This is a genomic window from Paraburkholderia sp. BCC1885 (assembly GCF_900996235.1).
Classification (GTDB): Bacteria; Pseudomonadota; Gammaproteobacteria; order Burkholderiales; family Burkholderiaceae; genus Paraburkholderia.
In genome coordinates this window covers 192,390-209,473 of sequence record NZ_CAAJGM010000241.1, presented here as the reverse complement: position 1 = coordinate 209,473, position 17,084 = coordinate 192,390, and the positions used below count along the sequence as shown (strand labels likewise).

Below are 17,084 nucleotides of genomic sequence, written 5' to 3'. Positions count from 1 at the left end.
TCTCGCCGGGACCCGCGCAGCTTCGCGGGTATTCCAGGCGGAAGTTTCATCGCCAGCCAGGCTACTAACTCTTATAATAAGAGTTAGTAGCCTGGCGTGCAAGCAATGATTTGGCAGGCAGCGATGGCTCTTATAATGAGACTTACTCGATGGCTCTCCTCGGGCATCTCAAGGAAACGGCTTATGCGCTCGAAAGGTTTCGACGGAATGGTGTGTTCGATCGCCGGCGTGATGGCGGTGATCGGCGATCGGTGGGGGTTGCTGATTCTGCGTGACCTCGTCCTCGGTCTCAGCCGATATGACGATTTTCGTCAATCGTCTGGCGTGACCAACGCGACACTCAGCGACCGGCTAAAGCATCTGGAAGCCCATGGTCTCGTCGAGCGACGGCGCTACCAGGTAAATCCGGAGCGGTTTGAATACCTGTTGACCCAGCGTGGCTGGCAAATCGCCGCCGTGATGCCGGTGCTCGCCCAGATCGGAGATCGCCTCGACGTCTCCGGCGCGCCGGCTCCGCCAATGAAGATCGTGAATCGAAACACGGGCGCTGAAGTAGGTTGGAGTTTTATCGATCGGGATACGGGCGAGCAGTTGAGCGCCCAGGATATTGCCATCGAGGAAGGGCCAGGGGCTGACGACCTGATGCGCTGGCGGTTGTCGCACGCGGAGCGCCGCCATAAAGCCGTCGACGCGAACGTCACGCATCGCAATGCGCCTGTCGCTGCTGCGAAGCGGCGGAAATGAGGAACGGCTGGACTGTTCTTTCGGTAGCTTGGGGCCGCCGACCATCTGGATGTCCATAGCGCCAATCACACCGGCCGCAGTTGTTCCGAGGAAGGTCGCAGAGTCATTGAGAGCCAGCACGATGGGCGCGACTGCGGCGAAGACTGTTGTCGATTTACTCGCCGCGCGTACCGCGTGACGTTGAACGAAACTATCCGTGAAGGACATGCTCGTTTAGATCGGTGTCTCGGTTGGACCGACGCATGCTTGGGGCGCCGCGAGTTCGTTTGAGAAAATGCTGCACCTCGGCCAAGGTGCGGGCATTTCACATTTGAATGTCCGCGACGACGCGGCGCTCGATGCAGCGCCCAGTCAGTCAGCTCTATTCATTAGACAAATCGAAGGCCTGCCATCGCGCCCCTCCCGGAGGGCGCCTCGCCGCAAAGCATAGCAAAGTTATCGCGCTACGCGATAGGACATTGTCCTTCGAATTTACCCTGATTTAAGAGCGTTCTGAGTAGTGGCATTGTTGCTCCGTTACGTTGTCGGTAACAGATTGACACTACGGACTCCTGTCATGTGGTGCGAACGCTTTACCCCGTATCAGTTGCCTCTTTGGGGCGGAATTAGTGACCGATGCTGCTTCGCCTGGTTAGCGGAGTGGCGGGTTCTGTACGAGAAGGATCGATATGGAAAGTGGAAAGTAATTAGGACAACTTTTCGTTATCGGATAAAGCGGATGCCGTGAAGCGGGACGCCGACGCCTTCGTGTCGAGCGGGCTTGGGCGACGTTAGACCAGGTCGCGGCGGGGCTTTGCCACATCGGGTCGCGAAGGTGCCTGAGCGCGGATAACGCGGATTCGGAGCGAAGCACTACGACACTTTGATCAGCGTTTCGAGACATATAAACAACAATCACATATCAGATGAAAAAAACAGTTATCGCGTTCGCCGTGCTCGGCACACTCGCCGGCGCCGCACATGCACAAAGCAGTGTCACCCTGTACGGCATCATCGACGAAGGGCTCGACATGATCACCAACAACAAGGGCGGCCATGTCTACCAGTTGGCGGGGAGCGTGATGCAGGGCAACCGGTGGGGGCTGACGGGGGCTGAAGACCTCGGCGGCGGCATGAAGGCGGTATTTCAGCTCGAAAATGGTTTTAACGGCAACAGCGGCGCGCTGAGCCAGAACGGCCTGATGTTCGGCCGCCAGGCTTGGGTCGGCCTTGCGACTCCGTATGGAACGGTCACGTTCGGTCGTCAGTACGACTCAATTTTTGATTACGCCGCCCCGCTCGCGGCCGGCCAATTAGGTGCTGGCGTCTATGGCGCGCATCCGGGTGACCTCGATAACTCGAACATCGATTACCACGATAACAACACCATCAAGTATGCAAGCCCAAATTTTGCAGGCCTAAAATTTGGCGGCACTTATAGTCTTGGCGGCACGGCCGGCAATTTCACCAACAACCAGATCTGGTCGCTCGGCGCTTCGTATAACCGGGGGCCGGTTGCCCTCGGCGCCGCCTACCTGAACGCGCGCAATCCGGGTACCGGCATGTTCAGCACAGCCGCGTCGAGCCTGCCCGAAACCTTGATGACGCCGATTTACTCCGGCTTCATGAGCGCGAACACGTTTCAATTGATCGATGTCGGCGCGTCCTACGCATTCGGGCCGGCGACGCTCGGCGCCACCTATACGAATGCCAAGTTCATGGATTTGGGCAGTAATCCGATGCCGACCGGCGCCAAGGGTCCGGCCGCCGGCTACGCGACGGGTAGCACGGCCACCTTTAATGACGTGCAGGTCAATGTCGTTTATCGGATCACGCCTGCGTGGCAGTTGCTCGTGGCGTCCGATTACGTGGATCGCAATTCGCTCACGGAGAAGAACGGAAAGGCGGTCGAAAGCGGCAAGTATCTGCAATACAACGCGACGCTCGATTACCTGTTGTCCAAACGCACCGACGTGTATGTGATGGCGCTTTATCAACGCGCGCTCGGCGACGACTCGACGGGCGGCCCGGCCGTCGCGGCCATTACCGATACCACCGCCATTTCGTCGAACGGCAATCAGTTCGTGGCGCGCATTGGGATTCGTCACAAGTTCTGATGGCATGGGTTTGTGCACCTGACGATAGCGTCGCCACAAACCCGTCAATCACTCGCCGGCAGCGGCGACCTCCGCACTAACCGGCACATGCTCCCACGCCTGTTCGATCGCCTGAAGCGCGCCGAACACGATCGACCGGTTTAGCGCCGCCGCGAGCACGCTATCCCGCTCCCCATACGCCTCGCACAAGCGTTGATGATCGGCGCACGAGCGCTGCAAACGACCCGGCAACGACGTGCTCAGGCGGCGCAACCGGTTCGTGCGCATACGCATTGAATCGAGCACTTCCTTGAAGATGCCGTTACCGCATACGCGAAGTTCTTCATCGCGAAAGGCCACATTCGCCCAAAAATAACCGTCGACGTTGCCTTGAGCGGCGGCCCGGGCAAGACTTGCATGGGCACGCCACAGCGATTCGATGTCCGCTTCGGTGGCCCGTTCGACGATAGCGGTAGACACCTCCGCGTAAAGAATCGCGCGCAACTGATAGATCTCGCGCACCTCCGCCAGCCTGACGACCGACACTCGCGGACGTCTGCGCGGCGACCAGTCGACCAAACCTTCGCGGCTTAATACGAAAAGAGCCTCACGCACCGGCGTGCGACTGACGTTGAACCGTTTCGCGAGATCGACGGAGTTCAGGTCATCGCCCGGCAAGAGGCGGCCTTCAATGACGCCGCGCGCCACCCAGTCGACGATCTCGCCGACCCGCGATGATTCGCCGTCTTCCTCGAACTTGCTTCTGTCGACATTCTGGCTCATCGAATTTTTCCCGTTGCTTCCGGGGTCGCCGACCCGGCTGGTGGCGGATTCTAGCAAACGGCCGCCGCTTTGCCGCCTATGAAGAAGAGGCGTAGCTCGCCAAGGTGCATCTCGAAGTGTGTACATCTTATGCCATGACGATTGCATTTTTTCGATTTATCTCATTAAAATGAAATAAGTGTCGACACTTTGCGTGGCCGCAAACTTCGCCACATCCAGCCGCACTACATATCAAACCTGAAGGAGATAACCGCATGTCCGACCTCGATCGACGCCGCTTTCTGAAAACCAGTGCTGTCGGCGCTTTGGCATCTGCAGCCGTCAGCAAGGCGGTGTTCGCCGATACGCCCGACGGTGCCAAGGCGGCGTCCATGGCCGCGCCTGCGCCTGCTTCCGCGTCTGCCGGCAGCACCAATGACCGGCCGCCGAAGGTCACCCGCATCCTCGCCGAGTTCATCGTCAAGACCGGCTATCAGGACTTGCCCGCGCCGGTTCGCAAGGAAGGCGTGCGGACCTTGATGAACTGGGTGGGCGTTGCCGTCGGCGGTTCGCACGACGAAACCGTCAACCGCGCAGTCGCCGCGCTCACGCCGTTTTCGGGGCCACCACAGGCGAACTTGCTAGGCCGCACCGAGCGCTTCGACATCATGAATGCGGCGTTTATCAATGGCGTCAGCAGTCATATCTTCGATTACGACGACACGCATCTGAAAACGATCATCCACCCGGCCGGACCGGTCGCGTCTGCGATTCTGGCGTACTCGCAATACCATCCTGTCTCAGGCAAGGATTTTTTGAACGCGCTGGTGCTAGGCGTCGAAACGGAACTGCGCATCGGCAATGCGGTGTACCCCAATCACTATGATGTCGGCTGGCACATCACCGGCACCTGCGGCGTATTCGGTTCGGCGGCGGCCATGGGCAAACTGATGGGCTTGAGCGTTCAGCAGATGGTGTGGGCATTGGGCCTTGCGGCGTCTCAACCGGTTGGCCTGCGCGAATCGTTTGGTTCGATGAACAAGAGCTTTAATCCGGGGCGTGCGGCCGCGAACGGCATTTTCGCCGCGCTGCTGGCTGCAAAGGACTACACCAGTTCGGACGGCATGATCGAAGCGAAGCGCGGTTGGGCGAACACCATCAGCACCAAGCAGGATTACCGCGAAATCACCGAAGGCCTCGGCGTGCATTACGAGTCGACACTGAATACGTACAAGCCGTTTGCCTGCGGCATCGTCATTCATCCGGCAATCGATGCGGCGATCCAGCTTCGTAATCAATATCATTTGACGGCCGAGCAGATCGACAAAATCGATCTTCGCGTGCATCCGCTCGTGATCGAACTGACCGGCAAGAAGACGCCGCAGACCGGACTCGAAGGCAAGTTCAGCATTTATCATGCAGTCGCAATTGCTATCATCGACGGCGCAGGCGGCGAAAAGCAGTTCAGCGATGCCAAAGTGCGCGACCCGGTGACGGTCGCCTTGCGCGAGAAGGTGAACACGATTGTCGATCCCTCGATCAAACCGGAACAGGTCGACATGACCATCACGCTCAAGGATGGCCGCAAGCTGCATAAGTTTATCGAGCACGCAATCGGCAGTACGGAAGTGCCGATGACCGACCAGCAACTCGAGAAGAAGTTTACCGACCTCGCCGACGGCATTCTGTCGCCAGCTCAAACGCATGCACTGATCGAAAAGTGCTGGCATGTCGAGCAACTGGACGACGCGGGCCAAATCGCGCTAGCGGCGTTGCCGCAGTGATGCGTTTGCCGGGAGTGCTTCGGTCGGGACGTGGATTTGCCCGGCTTTGAGAAAAAGTCGTTTGGGGATGTCGATTTAGCCCTGTCTCGAACGTCGGGTAGATGAGCGCCGGGATTGTGCGTCCTGGTGCTCGTCCGAGACATCCAGCAAAGGAGAAGTCGCCATGCCTCTTCAACTGATCCCGGTTATCACCGTCTTTGAGTGCTCGCCTGATCGCGGCCGCGGGCTGGCGCGTGACATGCGGGTTCGCTGGGCGCTTGAAGAAGTGGGACAGCCATACGAGGTTCGTCTTGTTTCGTTCGAAGCCATGAAGGAACCCCCGCACCGGGCGCTACATCCTTTCGGGCAGATTCCGACCTATCAGGAAGGCGCGCTTGCCTTATTCGAGTCAGGGGCGATTGTGTTCCATATTGCAGAGCGCCACGCAGGCCTGCTACCTGAGGACGCAAACGCCCGGGCTCGCGCGATCACCTGGATGTTTGCCGCGCTCAACACGGTCGAGGCCCCGATCCTCGATCTCCAGACCGCGATGTACCAGGAGGGCGACAAGCCCTGGCATGAGCAGCGCCTGCCGCTCGTCAAGGACCGCATTCGTGACCGGCTGGGCGAGCTTTCCGAGCGCCTGGGCAACGCCGAATGGCTCGATGGCGCGTTCAGCGCGGGCGATCTGATGATCGTGTCGGTGTTACTCAGAGTGCGACCGTCAGGTTTGCTGGACGAATATCCGAATCTCTCCGCTTACGTCGCGCGCGGCGAGGCGCGGCCCGCCTACAAGCGTGCTTTTGACGCTCAACTAGCGGTTTTTATGGCTAATTCAAGGGGCGGGGAGTGAGGGTTGCGCATTCAAAGTATCAGTTAATTGACCGGCTCAGGCGACGTGAGCCTGTTTGATGTCCTTAGGGCTGTTCGGACCGACAGGTGTGCGTGTCGCAATGACGACGTAATGCGTGCCAATATTCTTCCGGGTCAGTGTGCTTGCCCCAACGTAGCGCGGACTTTTCCTCGGAGAGTCACTCAATCATTTCGTAATCCGAAGCAAAAACAAATTACAAACAAGGCTAAATTTCGAGCCAGGAAACAGAGATACCCGCCTTCAACGGTTGCGCACATAATGCGGCGCGCATGGCGTTGGACATCAATTACACGTCAGCGGATTTCGATTTCACTCCCCGCCTCAATTTCCTTCGCCGCCTGTACCCGAAAGTCTTTCGGTGAGCGTCCAACGACACGTCTGAACGCGTGACTGAATGCACTCTCGGAGGCGTATCCAAGTGAGCGCGCAAGCACATTGACGTGCGTGCGGCTCTCCAGAAGCGCGCGCTGTGCAAGGTGCATTTCGCCATTTCGTCAGATATGAGAGGGGCGACATGCCGGCAACCGTTTTGAAGTAGGCAGCAAACGTCGCGCGCGACATCGCCGCCGCCTGTGCAAGTTCCTGGAGTTGCGTCGCGGCAATTTCCCTCTGATAAGCTGAGCAAAAATCTTCCCAAGAGAGTCAGAATGCACCGAGCGCCGATCATGATCCGGATTCTGTTCGCCCTATGTCTTCTTGCCGCAACCTTCAATCACGTCTACGCCATTTTTCAGCATGGCTTGCTTTGGGATTATGGCTACGGAAACAAGATTGCCCTGGTGAGCAAGGTCTATTGGGATGTGCTGACTATTCTTGACCCGCTCGCCGCCGTGCTCTTGTTTATCAAGCCGCGCATGGGAGTCTGGTTGACCGCCGCGATTATCGTGAGCGATGTTATACATAATACGTACTATGTCGACCAGAGCAATCAATGGCTTGCGCCATTTTATCTGGCTCAGGTTGGATTCCTCGTGGTTGTGCTTTGCCTTGCGCCCGTGGCCGCAAGGGAGCCGTCTTCCGGGCGTCAGGCACCGGTTTGAAAGATCACTGCCGAAAATGATAGATATTCGCCCACTCACCAGCGAGTCGCATGTTGATCGCGCCGATGCGCTGCGCATCTTCATGGAGGCGCCATCGTATGTCGAACTTCACGAATCTCGTTCGCCGTCTGAAGCGGATGTTGACGACCTCTTCTTCGGGGCGCCCCCCAAGACGGATATCTCCCAGAAATCGGTGTTCGGCTGCTACGTTGGACCCGATATGGTCGGTTGCATCGACTTGATCCGTTCATATCCGACGAGCGATTGCGCATGGATCGGGTTATTGCTTTTTTCTGAATTGCATAGGAATCGTGGCTACGGAAAAGCCGCATTGGCGTCGGTCATGGCGCTGGCACTGGAGTGGGATTGCAGCCGGATACAACTCGCGACCCTCTCCACGAATTTGCGCGGAATCGCTTTCTGGCAGCGCGAGGGTTTCACGGAACTCCGTCGTGCGCACAACCCGCGATTTCCCGCCGAACTCATCGTCATGGAACGGCGGATCAGATAGGGGTGAGGTCCCGCTGCATCCAGACCGAACTCACATAGCAGCCGTTCTTGATCGCATACTCTGCGAATGTCCCGACGTCGGTGAACCCTACTTTTCGATGCAGCCTTACTGAGGCTTCATTTGGGAGGGCGATGCCAACGACGGCGCGATGCAGGCCCTCTCCCGAGATTTCCTTGAAAAGATTCTCATACAACGCTGACCCCACGCCATGACCTAATGCTTCGGGGTCGACATAGATGCTCGTCTCGATCGTTTTTCGGAAAGCTGGGTGACTACGATATTGCTGGCTTCCTGCGAATCCGAGCAATCGCTCCTCTTCGGTAGCTACAAATAGCCGGTGCGGACCGGAGCGGCTGAATGAGCCTATCCAGGCACTCACTGCCCCCAACGCGGCGAGCCGCACAGCAGCGGACTGGGCAAAACACGCTGGGTTGTCGAGCGCACCATCGCATGGCTTCACAACATTTGTCGACTGCGTGCCCGCTTCGAGCGCCTCGCTTTTATCCATGGAGCTTTCCTGAAGCTGGCCTGCTGCATCATTTGCTGGCGACAGCTGAAAAACGCATTTTGTTAACACCTCTAAGTAAGATTCAATCCCCCATCCGAAAGCAGAATTTCTCCAGTCAAATAATCCGAAGCGACTAACAGCGCAACAGCCTGAGCAATATCTTCGGGACTAGCGGCCCTACGCATAGGGGCACGTTCCTTCCAAAGTTGCTGAGCTTGCGTCCAGTCCGCCGTTAGCGGCGTATCCACCAATCCGGGCGCCACCGCATTCACGCGAATCTCTGGGGCAAGCGAAACAGCGAGCAGGCGGGTCACGTGATTTAATGCCGCTTTAGTCGCCGCGTAAGGAATGGATGCGCCTTTGGGCCGCACGCCAGCATGTGAGCTCACGTTGACGACGCAACCGGGCCTTCCTCGCGTGGCTGCTTCACGCAGCGCGGACTGCGCTTCGGCGACCAGGCGGAACGGGGCAACCACATTCACTTCATGCAGTTCCTGCCAGACATCCGGCGTGGCCGCTGCCAGATCCGCATGAGGGATCACGCGACTGATTCCTGCGTTGTTGACCAGCACATCGAGTTGGCCCCACACGGCAAGCGCTTCGCGGATGAGCTTCACCCTGTCCGCGTCATTGGCCAGATCGGCTTGCACATACGCTGCTGAGCCGAGCTCATCGGCCAGTGCTTGCCCTACTGCGACTGAACTGCGCGAATGCAGGACGATTGAGAATCCGTCCTTGGAAAGTCGCCGCGCAATGGCGGCCCCAATGCCGGAAGTCGAGCCGGTGACAAGCGCGACGGGAGATGAAGTCGTCATGGAGGTGCTAATACGCCAGGTAAGTTTGTTGCGGATTGGCAGACCGTATTCGTTGCCCTAAACCGGCCTGACAGTCGGGGCTGCCTTTGACAGAGTCCGTTGATTGTCGGCGATCCCTCGGCTCGTGTCGAACGTCTCTTGGCGACCTACATCGCCTCGAAACGCGCAAGCGTCGACTTACGGAACGGAAGTTTCCGTCCACAATTCCCGCGCGGCTAAATGAAAGCAAAAAAATCTGCCAAACGGTCTCAAGAAACCCTTAAGTTTGCCGTTACGCAGAAGATAGGGCGGTAATGGGTCAATTCTCTGAATTTACCGCCGCCCTGCCAAGCCAACCGGGAGATCCCATGCAGATCCAGCCAACTAGCGCTACCACAGCGGCCACCACGGCGGCCGCCACGGCCACAACGACGAGCACGGCGACCGGAACGCCTTCGGGCACCGCGGGATCGTCCGTTGCGTCGACCGGCGACGCGTCGACGTCCTCAACCTCATCGACGCCGCCAACCTCTTCTTCCACCACGGCGACATCGGGCGCACACCATGGAGGTGGCGGCGGAGGCGGTAGCGGCGCTTCAGCCGCTTCCAGCAACTCATCAACAAGTGAACTCGACGCGATGAATGCCATGATCGCGTCGCTCGAAGCCCAACTGGCGCAGGTGTCGTCGAGTGCCGGCGGTGCGGCGGGCGGTGCTGACGCGAGCCAGATCAACGCGGTCAAGGCCCAGTTGCAAAGTGCGCAAAGCGCGCTAAGCGAAGCGCTGCAAGGCTCGAATACCAGCCAGATCAGTCAGGTCGAAACCCAGTTGCAAGGCGCGCAAGGTGCGCTCGCCCAATTGATGCTGGCAAGCGGTCTCACGACAGGACTGCTGTCGACCAGCGCATAACAAGTCACGGCATTCACAAGGCCGATGGCGTCCGGCGTATTCGCCGCGCCTTTGCGCACGCAAAAAACCGTCAAGTCTGTCGCGAACCTGACCGTCAGATGGCGCCCACGTCATAGCGGATGCTTCGCTGACACCGCTTACGACGCGATGTTCGTAAAGCACGTACACTCTCTCGCGGCCGCGATGGCGCATCGATTCCGCCTGGACAGCAGGTGCTGTTTTACGCTCGATGTCATCGTGTGGACTTCTTTCTTACGAAAACTTCGAGCATGGGAAACAACTCACTTTCCAGCATCACTCTTGAACAAAGCCGGATTGTCGTAGCCGGTGGCACATCAGGCATTGGCTTTGCCGTGGCGGACGCGGCTGCGCGTGCCGGCGCCGAGGTCATTATCGCGTCGAGCAATCCGCAACGCGTCGAGGCCGCGCTTGCACGGTTGCCTGAAGGCACGCGCGGCGAGCCGCTTGATTTCACGGACGAGGCACAGGTGAGCGCGTTTTTCGCGCGCGTCGGCGCTTTCGATCACTTCGTCTACACCGCAGGCGAATCGCTGCTGCTGCAAAACCTCGCAGAGCTCAGCATCAAGGATGCACAGCGCGCTTTCGAAGTGCGCTATTGGGGCGCGCTCAAGGCCGTCAAATACGCGACGCCTCATCTTCGCGCCGGCGGTTCCATCACGCTGACGAGCGGCGTGGCATCGTCGCGTCCGCTGCCTGCATGGACGATTCCGTCGAGCATCCTGGGCGCGATCGAGTCGCTGACGCGCACCCTGGCCGTCGAACTCGCACCGCTGCGTGTCAATGCCGTGGCGCCGGGCGTGTTGCGCACGGCCTTGTGGGACAACATGAGCGAAGCCGACCGCCAGGGTCTTTACGATTTCATCGCCGAAAAGATGCCTGTGCGAAGGGTCGGAGAGGCGAGCGATGTTGCGCAGACCTATCTTTACCTGATGCAGCAGGGCTTCAGCACGGGCCAGGTCATCGTTGTCGACGGTGGCCACGTCCTGGTTTGAGGTGACGTCGCTCAGGCGTCGGCCACAATCTGCCGAATCGCTTTTTCGAATGCGTCGGCAGGTTGTGCGCCCGTCAGCAGATAACGGTCGTTGAAGATAATCGACGGGACCGAATGAATGCCCATCGATTGATATTTCTCTTTTTCAGCGCGAACTTCAGCGGCATAGTCGCCGCGTTGCAGAACGGCGCGCGCTTCGGCGCCGTCCAGTCCCGCAGATTCCGCGGCTTCGACCAGAACGTCATGGTTGCTCGTAGGCTTGCCTTCACCGTGATAGGCCTGCAATAGCCTCTGTTTGAGTTCAAGCTGTTTGCCCTGAATACCGGCCCAATGCATCAGGCGATGCGCGTCGAACGTGTTGTAGATGCGCGTGCGGGTGCCGAACGTGAAACCCACATCCGCGCCACGCTGCCGAAGTTCATCCTGCGCCTGCAAAACCTGTTGCGGTGTGCGCCCGTATTTCTTGCCGATATGTTCGACCAGATCTTCGCCTTCGTCGACCATCTGCGGATTGAGTTCGAACGGATGCATGGCGATTTTTGCGTCGACCGTATCGCCCAGCCGTGACAGGGCGATCTGCAACGAGGACAGGCCAACGGCACACCACGGGCATGCAACGTCGGAGACAAAATCGATTTTGATGGCTTGTTTCATGGCTTTTCCTGATGAAATCGGCGACACCCTCCATTCTGGACGAGTTTTGACACGAAATCATCATGACGTGCGGCAATTCAATTGTTCCCGCACGTCATGCACGCAGCAGCGTTAGACCGCCCTTTGCAAGCGGAACACGTTCGCAATAGCCGAGCCAGGAATTAACCGAATCGGATGACGCGCTGTCGTGGATTGCTATAGCGGCCGGCGCGGACAAACAGTTAGTTCTGCGTCGGCTTGACGCGCCGCCACAAATCGTCGAAAGCTGCGCCGTCGAAGAACGCGGTTGCCCGGACGATCTTGCCGTTGCTCATCGTCACGAGCCATATGTAGCTGTTCGAGTAAGGCGTGCCGTCGTTGGCGATGCCGGCCGCATCGAACGAGGCGGCCACCAGGTCGCCGTCTGCGTAGATGGCATGAATGCGGCGCGGGCGGAAACGGTCGCCGGATTGCGCAAAACGGGCGCCGAATGGCGTGAGGACCTTTGCCATCAACTCTGCGCGCCCGTGGGTAGTGCCGGCCGCCACCGAGTTGCCCTTGATCGTCCATTCAATATCGTCGGACAAAAGCGCGGGGAAAGCGCTGGTGTCGCCGGCCATCCACGCGTTGAGCATGGTTTCGACTGCGGTTCTGTTTGAAGAGGTCATGTCTGCCTGGTCCGTCATGGAGGAGGGTGGTTGAGCGAGCACCGGGCCCGGCAGCCCGGTCGTGGCGAATAGCGCTGCCACCCATAGCGAGGTGAGATGCCGAGTCATCGAGTCCGCCTGTGAAAGGGATGAGGTCCGTCTGCGGATGACTATAGGCGAGGGCGATTGCTGGGTCTATGCGGTAGAATCGGCATGACTTAGTGGTAAAAACCCATGAATCAACGACCAAGCCTGACCGAACTGATTGCTTTCACGGCGGTGGTCCGTCATGCGAGTTTTCGCGCCGCCGCCGACGAACTGGCAATCTCGCCCTCCACGTTGAGCCACATGATGCGGGCGCTGGAAGAGCGCATGGGTTTGCGGCTCTTTAACCGCACGACGCGCAGCGTGGCCCCCACCGAAGCCGGCGCCCGGCTATTCCGCAACCTGACGCCGGTGCTGGGCGAACTGGATCTCGCGCTCGGTGACGTCAACAGCTTCCGCGACCGGCCTTCCGGCAATCTGCGGATCAATGCGTCGGAAGCAGCGGCCGCGCTGCTGGTGAATGGCGTCGTGCCGGTATTTCTCGAGCGCTATCCGGACATGCATGTGGATATCGTGACCGAGGGGCGTCTGATCGATATCGTGTCTGAAGGGTTCGACGCGGGCGTGCGCCTTGCCGAAGCCGTGCCGCAGGATATGGTGGCGGTGCAGCTCGGCGACGAAGTGAAATTCCTGGCTGTCGCCTCGCCCGCTTATCTGCGCGCGCACGGCGAACCGCAAACGCCGGACGATCTGGCGAAGCATCGCTGCATTCGATTTCGCATGCCTAGCGGAAAAACCTATCGTTGGGAGTTCGAACGATATGGGCAGCCGTTGCGGGTCGATGTTACCGGACAGATCACGCTCGATCACATCCGGCTGATGGTCGACGCGGCGATCAAGGGCGTGGGCATTGCCTACGTGACATCCGAAGCGGCCCAGCGAGCCATCGATAACGGCCTGCTCGTGCCGATCCTGCTGGACTGGCTGCCGACGCTGGCGGGCCATTGTCTTTACTATCCGAGCCATCGGCTGGTGCCGGCCGGATTGCGAGCGTTTGTCGACCTCGTCAAGGAGCTACGCAAGGGATAGCAAACCGGCGCGATGCATCAGAACCCTCGCGCCGGCGGCATCACATTAGCCCTTGATAAAGGCGAGCAGATCCGGATTGATCACATCGGCGTGAGTAGTGAGCATGCCGTGCGGGAAGCCGGGATAGACCTTCAGCGTTGCGTTTTTGATGAGCTTGGCCTGCAGCAGGACAGCGTCCTTGTAAGGGACGATCTGATCGTCGTCGCCCTGCATGACGAGGGTCGGGACGTCGATCGCTTTCAGGTCCTCGGTCTGATCGGTCTCCGAGAAAGCCTTGATGCCCTGGTAATGGGCGTTGGCGCCGCCCATCATGCCCTGACGCCACCAATTGTCCACCACGCCGTCGATCACTTTCACGCCCGGCCGGTTGAAGCCATAGAACGGCAGCGGCACGTCGCGGAAAAACTGCGAGCGGTTGGCGGCAAGTTGCGCACGAAGGCCATCGAACACGTCGATGGGCGTGCCTTCAGGATTGCTGTCGGTCTTGAGCATGAGCGGCGGGACGGCACTCACCAGCACCGCTTTGGCGACCCGGCCCTTGCCGTGGCGGGCCACGTAGCGCGCCACTTCGCCACCGCCGGTGGAGTGGCCGATATGGACGGCGTCTCTCAGGTCCAGATGCTCGACGACGGCTGCGGCGTCCGCGGCGTAGGTATCCATGTCATGACCGCCAGAGGTCTGGGTGGACCGCCCATGACCCCGGCGATCATGCGCGATTACGCGGTAGCCATGCTGAAGGAAAAACAGCATCTGCGCATCCCAATCATCCGAACTGAGCGGCCAGCCGTGATGGAACACGATGGGCTGACCTTGCCCCCAGTCTTTGTAGAAGATCTCGGTACGATCTTTCGTAGTCACAAAAGGCATGTGTTTCTCCTATGACGTGCAGATGTAGGCCGGCCCGTTTGTACGGCCCGGCAAGGAACCGGACGCCTCGTCAACGCCGGCTATTCTGGAATTGCTAAGCGGTGCAGATTACGTTTCGATTGATTCGAAACGCATCCGTCGTGAAAGAAGCACGGCTCTCAAGCATGCTGCGAAACGCGATAGAAGTCACGCGCCGTTTGCGGCGGCCGCCCCAGAAGGCGTTCGAGATCGGTCGTGACCTCGGAGAATTCACCTGCTGCAATGGCCTGAAACCAGGCCGCGAGGAAGTTGGCGACCGGCTCGGGAAATCCTTCCTCGATGCGCGCCGCCACGAACTCGGCCACAGATACCTCACGATATTCGACTTCTCGTCCGTTTGCCTCGGACATCGCCAAGGCAATCTCGGCCATATCGACGGCCTCGCCACCGGTGAGGGTATACAGCTTGCCTGCGTGGCCCTCGCTCGCCAGCACCGCTGCGGCGCCTTCCGCAAGGTCGCGGCGGCTGGCGAAAGCCCCCACGCCGTGGCCTGCAGGCGCCCTGAGGCCGGCTTTCTCCACGCTTTTGCCGAACGGCAGCGTGTCGAAATACATGGTGTTGCGCAGAATCGTCACCGGCAGACCGGAGGCATGCAGCAGCGCCTCGGTTTCTTTTTCCCATTGCGTCACCTGCGGGATTTCCACCGTGCTGCCCTCAGCATGCTGCAGCGAGATGTAGTGCAGATGACGCACGCCGACCCGCTTGGCCGCTTCGATGACGTTGGTATGCTGCCTGAATGCATCCGTGAAAGCCCGCGCTGAAACGAGCAGCAATTTGTCGACGCCGGCGAAGGCGCGTTCGAGCGAAGCGGGGTCGAGATAGTCACCGCTGCGGACCTGGACGCCTTGCTCCGCGAACGCCTGCAGTTTGGCCGGATCGCGCGCCAGCGCGACGATGTCGCCGGCGGGAACGCGTTGCAGCAAGAATTCGACCACCTGGTGGCCTAGCGCGCCAGTCGCGCCGGTAACGAGAATCTGGGTCATGGTCGGGTTCCTTAGGCGACGGCTTCGGTTGGGGCATCGAATTGCGCGGCTTTGCCGCCGGTGTACAACTGACGGGTCGGCTCGTCGTTGATCACCGTATAGGGAAAGCCGAATGGGACGGCGCTCACGGCATCGAGGCGGGCCATCTGCTCGCTCGACAGCGTCACGTCGAGCGCGGCGAGATTGTTTTCCAGTTGTGCGAGCGTGCGTGGTCCGATGATAGGAAACGGGCCTTTGGCCGCGACCCAGGCGAGTGCGATTTCGCTCGGCGTGACGCCCGCTTCCTGCGCAACGGCGATCACCTCGTCGAGAATGGCCGTGCGTTGCGGCGAGTTTTCGGCCTGAAATACCTTGCCGCCGAAACCTTCCGCCCGGCCTTTCTCGCCCCGGCGATATTTGCCGGTCAGCATGCCGCCGCCAAGCGGCGACCAGGCCACCACGCCAAGACCAAGCCCCTGGCCTGCGGGCAGCAACTCCTGTTCGGTGCTGCGCTCGACCAGGCTGTGCTCTACCTGAAGCCCCGCGATGGGCGCAGCGCCCCGCAACTCGGCAATCGTCGCGGCGCGCGCCACGCGCCAGGCGGGGAAATCGGAGAGGCCCGCGTAGAGGATCTTGCCGGCCCGCACGAGGTCGTCGAAACCCCGCACGATCTCTTCCACCGGCGTGACGCCGTCCGATACATGCACCCAATAGAGATCGATGCGGTCGGTCTTGAGCCGCTTGAGGCTCGCTTCGACCGAGGCGACCATGGCCCGGCGGCTATTGCCCGTGACGAGGATGCCCGAGCTATCGTCCGTCCTCATGGCGAATTTCGTGGCCAGCACGAAGTCTTCACGGCGACCGGCGAGCAGATCGCCCAAGATTTCCTCGGATTGACCAAACTGATAACCGTTGGCCGTGTCGATGAAATTGCCGCCGGCGTCCGCATAGGCGTCGAGGATGCGGCGAGCCTCGTCCGGTTCTGCGCCGTGTCCCCAGCGTGTGCCGAAGTTGCCCGCACCCAGCACCAGTTCGGAGACTCGCAAGCCCGTGTGCTTGCCGAAGAGTTTATAACGCATCAATCGTACTCCTTAATATCAGGTTTGAAGACTGGCTAAAGTTCACCGATGCAACGAAGCGCCGCCGAGTGATGAAATTGTTATGGACGGTCTGGATCAGCCGTTTCTATTGCAGGCTCGTCGTTGCGATCGTTGCTGCCATTGCGATGAAGGAGGCTGCCGATAGCGGCATCGAGGATGCGTCTGGAAAGTGTCTCGTCTTCCGCAAGACGCGATAGCACCAGCGCGCCTACCATCGTCGACAGCACGACAGCGGCGTCGCTTTCCGCCGCCGGATCGGACGAAGTCTGCACGGCGCGGTCGATGACTTCCAGATACGACCGGATCCCCGTTTCAAAACTGCGGATGACTTCCGGGCTGTGGCGGGCCGCGTCGGGACCCAGCGCGGGAAAAATACATCCTTCCGCGATCTGGTCACGGTGCTCGGGGCTTAAATACTGGGTCACGATGACGGGCAGCGCGTCTTCGCCGCTGCTTTCGACCAGTTGCGTCAGCCGCTCGGTGCTGTCCGACAGCACGCGCTCGCAGGCGAGCGCCGCGAGGTGGTCTTTCGACTTGAACTGTTTATAGAAGCCGCCCTGCGTGAGGCCCGCAGCACCCATCAGGTCGTTCAGGCCCACGCCGTCGAAACCTCGCTCGCGGAACAGCCGGCCGGCCGCCTCGATGACTGCGCGCCGATTCTCTTCTGCCTGTGCACGACTGACTCTCATGAATGAAGCTCTCAACCGATTC

At 59.7% G+C, this 17,084-nt stretch carries 20 protein-coding genes and 1 pseudogene; 10 read left to right on the top strand and 11 right to left on the bottom strand.

What is annotated here, in order from left to right:
* Positions 1-105 precede the first annotated feature (105 nt).
* Together FQ755_RS31230 and FQ755_RS31225 are read left to right on the top strand one after the other, a co-directional pair.
* On the top strand, positions 106-744 hold the full coding sequence (locus FQ755_RS31230) for a winged helix-turn-helix transcriptional regulator (protein WP_260858942.1): 639 nt from the start codon (positions 106-108) through the stop codon (positions 742-744).
* A gap of 905 nt (positions 745-1,649) precedes the next feature.
* Positions 1,650-2,840 (top strand): porin, encoded by a 1,191-nt coding sequence (locus FQ755_RS31225; protein WP_144160254.1) that lies wholly within the window; start codon positions 1,650-1,652, stop codon positions 2,838-2,840.
* A 48-nt stretch (positions 2,841-2,888) separates the two neighbouring features.
* On the opposite strand, the gene FQ755_RS31220 is transcribed toward FQ755_RS31225, so the two are convergent.
* Positions 2,889-3,602, bottom strand: a complete 714-nt coding sequence (locus FQ755_RS31220) for a GntR family transcriptional regulator (protein ID WP_144160251.1) — start codon at positions 3,600-3,602, stop codon at positions 2,889-2,891.
* A gap of 254 nt (positions 3,603-3,856) precedes the next feature.
* Here FQ755_RS31220 and FQ755_RS31215 point away from each other — a divergent pair, with 254 nt between their 5' ends.
* Both FQ755_RS31215 and FQ755_RS31210 read left to right on the top strand, forming a co-directional pair.
* Entirely contained in the window at positions 3,857-5,365 is a 1,509-nt protein-coding gene (locus FQ755_RS31215) for an MmgE/PrpD family protein (RefSeq protein ID WP_144160248.1), read from the top strand.
* A 163-nt stretch (positions 5,366-5,528) separates the two neighbouring features.
* Positions 5,529-6,197 carry a glutathione S-transferase family protein gene (locus tag FQ755_RS31210; protein WP_222105806.1) on the top strand — a complete coding sequence of 223 codons (669 nt, stop codon included), beginning with the start codon at positions 5,529-5,531 and terminating at the stop codon, positions 6,195-6,197.
* A gap of 314 nt (positions 6,198-6,511) precedes the next feature.
* Here the strand turns inward: FQ755_RS31210 and FQ755_RS31205 are convergent, their stop codons facing one another.
* Entirely contained in the window at positions 6,512-6,700 is a 189-nt protein-coding gene (locus FQ755_RS31205) for a helix-turn-helix domain-containing protein (RefSeq protein ID WP_260858941.1), read from the bottom strand.
* Positions 6,701-6,883: 183 nt separating this feature from the next.
* On the opposite strand from FQ755_RS31205, the gene FQ755_RS31200 reads away from it, so the two are divergent.
* A complete protein-coding gene (locus tag FQ755_RS31200) occupies positions 6,884-7,258 on the top strand; it encodes a hypothetical protein (RefSeq protein ID WP_222105805.1) in 375 nt (124 codons plus the stop codon).
* Between the two features lie 16 nt (positions 7,259-7,274).
* Positions 7,275-7,769, top strand: coding sequence for a GNAT family N-acetyltransferase (locus FQ755_RS31195; protein ID WP_186308704.1), 495 nt, complete (start codon positions 7,275-7,277; stop codon positions 7,767-7,769).
* Here FQ755_RS31195 and FQ755_RS38420 read toward each other — a convergent pair.
* The gene (locus FQ755_RS38420; RefSeq protein WP_260858957.1) at positions 7,762-8,148 is read right to left on the bottom strand and encodes a GNAT family N-acetyltransferase; all 387 of its coding nucleotides are present in this window, start codon (positions 8,146-8,148) and stop codon (positions 7,762-7,764) included. The two genes, FQ755_RS31195 and FQ755_RS38420, sit on opposite strands and share 8 nt — an antisense overlap.
* Positions 8,149-8,166: 18 nt before the next feature.
* Here FQ755_RS38420 and FQ755_RS31185 point away from each other — a divergent pair.
* Positions 8,167-8,343: pseudogene (locus FQ755_RS31185) on the top strand (transposase); the annotation flags it as partial.
* A gap of 5 nt (positions 8,344-8,348) precedes the next feature.
* Here FQ755_RS31185 and FQ755_RS31180 read toward each other — a convergent pair.
* A complete protein-coding gene (locus FQ755_RS31180; RefSeq protein WP_144160236.1) occupies positions 8,349-9,092 on the bottom strand; it encodes an SDR family NAD(P)-dependent oxidoreductase in 744 nt (247 codons plus the stop codon).
* A 298-nt stretch (positions 9,093-9,390) separates the two neighbouring features.
* Positions 9,391-9,720 (bottom strand): hypothetical protein, encoded by a 330-nt coding sequence (locus tag FQ755_RS31175; protein ID WP_144160233.1) that lies wholly within the window; start codon positions 9,718-9,720, stop codon positions 9,391-9,393.
* Between FQ755_RS31175 and FQ755_RS31170 the strand changes: the two genes are divergently transcribed.
* Complete coding sequence (locus tag FQ755_RS31170; protein ID WP_144160230.1) at positions 9,710-9,979, top strand: hypothetical protein; 270 nt, start codon at positions 9,710-9,712, stop codon at positions 9,977-9,979. The two genes, FQ755_RS31175 and FQ755_RS31170, sit on opposite strands and share 11 nt — an antisense overlap.
* 269 nt (positions 9,980-10,248) lie before the next feature.
* A complete protein-coding gene (locus tag FQ755_RS31165; RefSeq protein ID WP_144160228.1) occupies positions 10,249-10,992 on the top strand; it encodes an SDR family oxidoreductase in 744 nt (247 codons plus the stop codon).
* An 11-nt stretch (positions 10,993-11,003) separates the two neighbouring features.
* Here the strand turns inward: FQ755_RS31165 and FQ755_RS31160 are convergent, their stop codons facing one another.
* Both FQ755_RS31160 and FQ755_RS31155 read right to left on the bottom strand, forming a co-directional pair.
* Positions 11,004-11,645, bottom strand: coding sequence for a DsbA family oxidoreductase (locus FQ755_RS31160; RefSeq protein WP_144160226.1), 642 nt, complete (start codon positions 11,643-11,645; stop codon positions 11,004-11,006).
* A gap of 221 nt (positions 11,646-11,866) precedes the next feature.
* Positions 11,867-12,400, bottom strand: coding sequence for a nuclear transport factor 2 family protein (locus tag FQ755_RS31155; RefSeq protein ID WP_144160224.1), 534 nt, complete (start codon positions 12,398-12,400; stop codon positions 11,867-11,869).
* Positions 12,401-12,505: 105 nt separating this feature from the next.
* Between FQ755_RS31155 and FQ755_RS31150 the strand changes: the two genes are divergently transcribed.
* The gene (locus FQ755_RS31150; protein WP_144160221.1) at positions 12,506-13,405 is read left to right on the top strand and encodes a LysR family transcriptional regulator; all 900 of its coding nucleotides are present in this window, start codon (positions 12,506-12,508) and stop codon (positions 13,403-13,405) included.
* A gap of 45 nt (positions 13,406-13,450) precedes the next feature.
* Here FQ755_RS31150 and FQ755_RS31145 read toward each other — a convergent pair whose 3' ends face one another.
* From FQ755_RS31145 to FQ755_RS31130, 4 genes are all read right to left on the bottom strand, one after another.
* Entirely contained in the window at positions 13,451-14,272 is an 822-nt protein-coding gene (locus FQ755_RS31145; RefSeq protein ID WP_144160218.1) for an alpha/beta fold hydrolase, read from the bottom strand.
* A gap of 158 nt (positions 14,273-14,430) precedes the next feature.
* Positions 14,431-15,294, bottom strand: coding sequence for an SDR family oxidoreductase (locus FQ755_RS31140; protein WP_144160215.1), 864 nt, complete (start codon positions 15,292-15,294; stop codon positions 14,431-14,433).
* Between the two features lie 11 nt (positions 15,295-15,305).
* Positions 15,306-16,352: an aldo/keto reductase gene (locus tag FQ755_RS31135; protein ID WP_144160212.1), complete on the bottom strand. Its 1,047-nt coding sequence runs from the start codon at positions 16,350-16,352 to the stop codon at positions 15,306-15,308.
* 80 nt (positions 16,353-16,432) lie between these two features.
* Complete coding sequence (locus tag FQ755_RS31130) at positions 16,433-17,062, bottom strand: TetR/AcrR family transcriptional regulator (RefSeq protein ID WP_144160209.1); 630 nt, start codon at positions 17,060-17,062, stop codon at positions 16,433-16,435.
* Between the last annotated feature and the right edge of the window lie 22 nt (positions 17,063-17,084).

Coding starts and splice junctions, on each gene's coding strand:
- FQ755_RS31230 (WP_260858942.1), top strand. CDS start 106: ATGATTTGGCAGGCAGCGATGGCTCTTATAATGAGACTTACTCGATGG.
- FQ755_RS31225 (WP_144160254.1), top strand. CDS start 1,650: ATGAAAAAAACAGTTATCGCGTTCGCCGTGCTCGGCACACTCGCCGGC.
- FQ755_RS31220 (WP_144160251.1), bottom strand. CDS start 3,602: ATGAGCCAGAATGTCGACAGAAGCAAGTTCGAGGAAGACGGCGAATCA.
- FQ755_RS31215 (WP_144160248.1), top strand. CDS start 3,857: ATGTCCGACCTCGATCGACGCCGCTTTCTGAAAACCAGTGCTGTCGGC.
- FQ755_RS31210 (WP_222105806.1), top strand. CDS start 5,529: ATGCCTCTTCAACTGATCCCGGTTATCACCGTCTTTGAGTGCTCGCCT.
- FQ755_RS31205 (WP_260858941.1), bottom strand. CDS start 6,700: ATGCACCTTGCACAGCGCGCGCTTCTGGAGAGCCGCACGCACGTCAAT.
- FQ755_RS31200 (WP_222105805.1), top strand. CDS start 6,884: ATGATCCGGATTCTGTTCGCCCTATGTCTTCTTGCCGCAACCTTCAAT.
- FQ755_RS31195 (WP_186308704.1), top strand. CDS start 7,275: ATGATAGATATTCGCCCACTCACCAGCGAGTCGCATGTTGATCGCGCC.
- FQ755_RS31180 (WP_144160236.1), bottom strand. CDS start 9,092: ATGACGACTTCATCTCCCGTCGCGCTTGTCACCGGCTCGACTTCCGGC.
- FQ755_RS31170 (WP_144160230.1), top strand. CDS start 9,710: ATGAATGCCATGATCGCGTCGCTCGAAGCCCAACTGGCGCAGGTGTCG.
- FQ755_RS31175 (WP_144160233.1), bottom strand. CDS start 9,720: ATGGCATTCATCGCGTCGAGTTCACTTGTTGATGAGTTGCTGGAAGCG.
- FQ755_RS31165 (WP_144160228.1), top strand. CDS start 10,249: ATGGGAAACAACTCACTTTCCAGCATCACTCTTGAACAAAGCCGGATT.
- FQ755_RS31160 (WP_144160226.1), bottom strand. CDS start 11,645: ATGAAACAAGCCATCAAAATCGATTTTGTCTCCGACGTTGCATGCCCG.
- FQ755_RS31155 (WP_144160224.1), bottom strand. CDS start 12,400: ATGACTCGGCATCTCACCTCGCTATGGGTGGCAGCGCTATTCGCCACG.
- FQ755_RS31150 (WP_144160221.1), top strand. CDS start 12,506: ATGAATCAACGACCAAGCCTGACCGAACTGATTGCTTTCACGGCGGTG.
- FQ755_RS31145 (WP_144160218.1), bottom strand. CDS start 14,272: ATGCCTTTTGTGACTACGAAAGATCGTACCGAGATCTTCTACAAAGAC.
- FQ755_RS31140 (WP_144160215.1), bottom strand. CDS start 15,294: ATGACCCAGATTCTCGTTACCGGCGCGACTGGCGCGCTAGGCCACCAG.
- FQ755_RS31135 (WP_144160212.1), bottom strand. CDS start 16,352: ATGCGTTATAAACTCTTCGGCAAGCACACGGGCTTGCGAGTCTCCGAA.
- FQ755_RS31130 (WP_144160209.1), bottom strand. CDS start 17,062: ATGAGAGTCAGTCGTGCACAGGCAGAAGAGAATCGGCGCGCAGTCATC.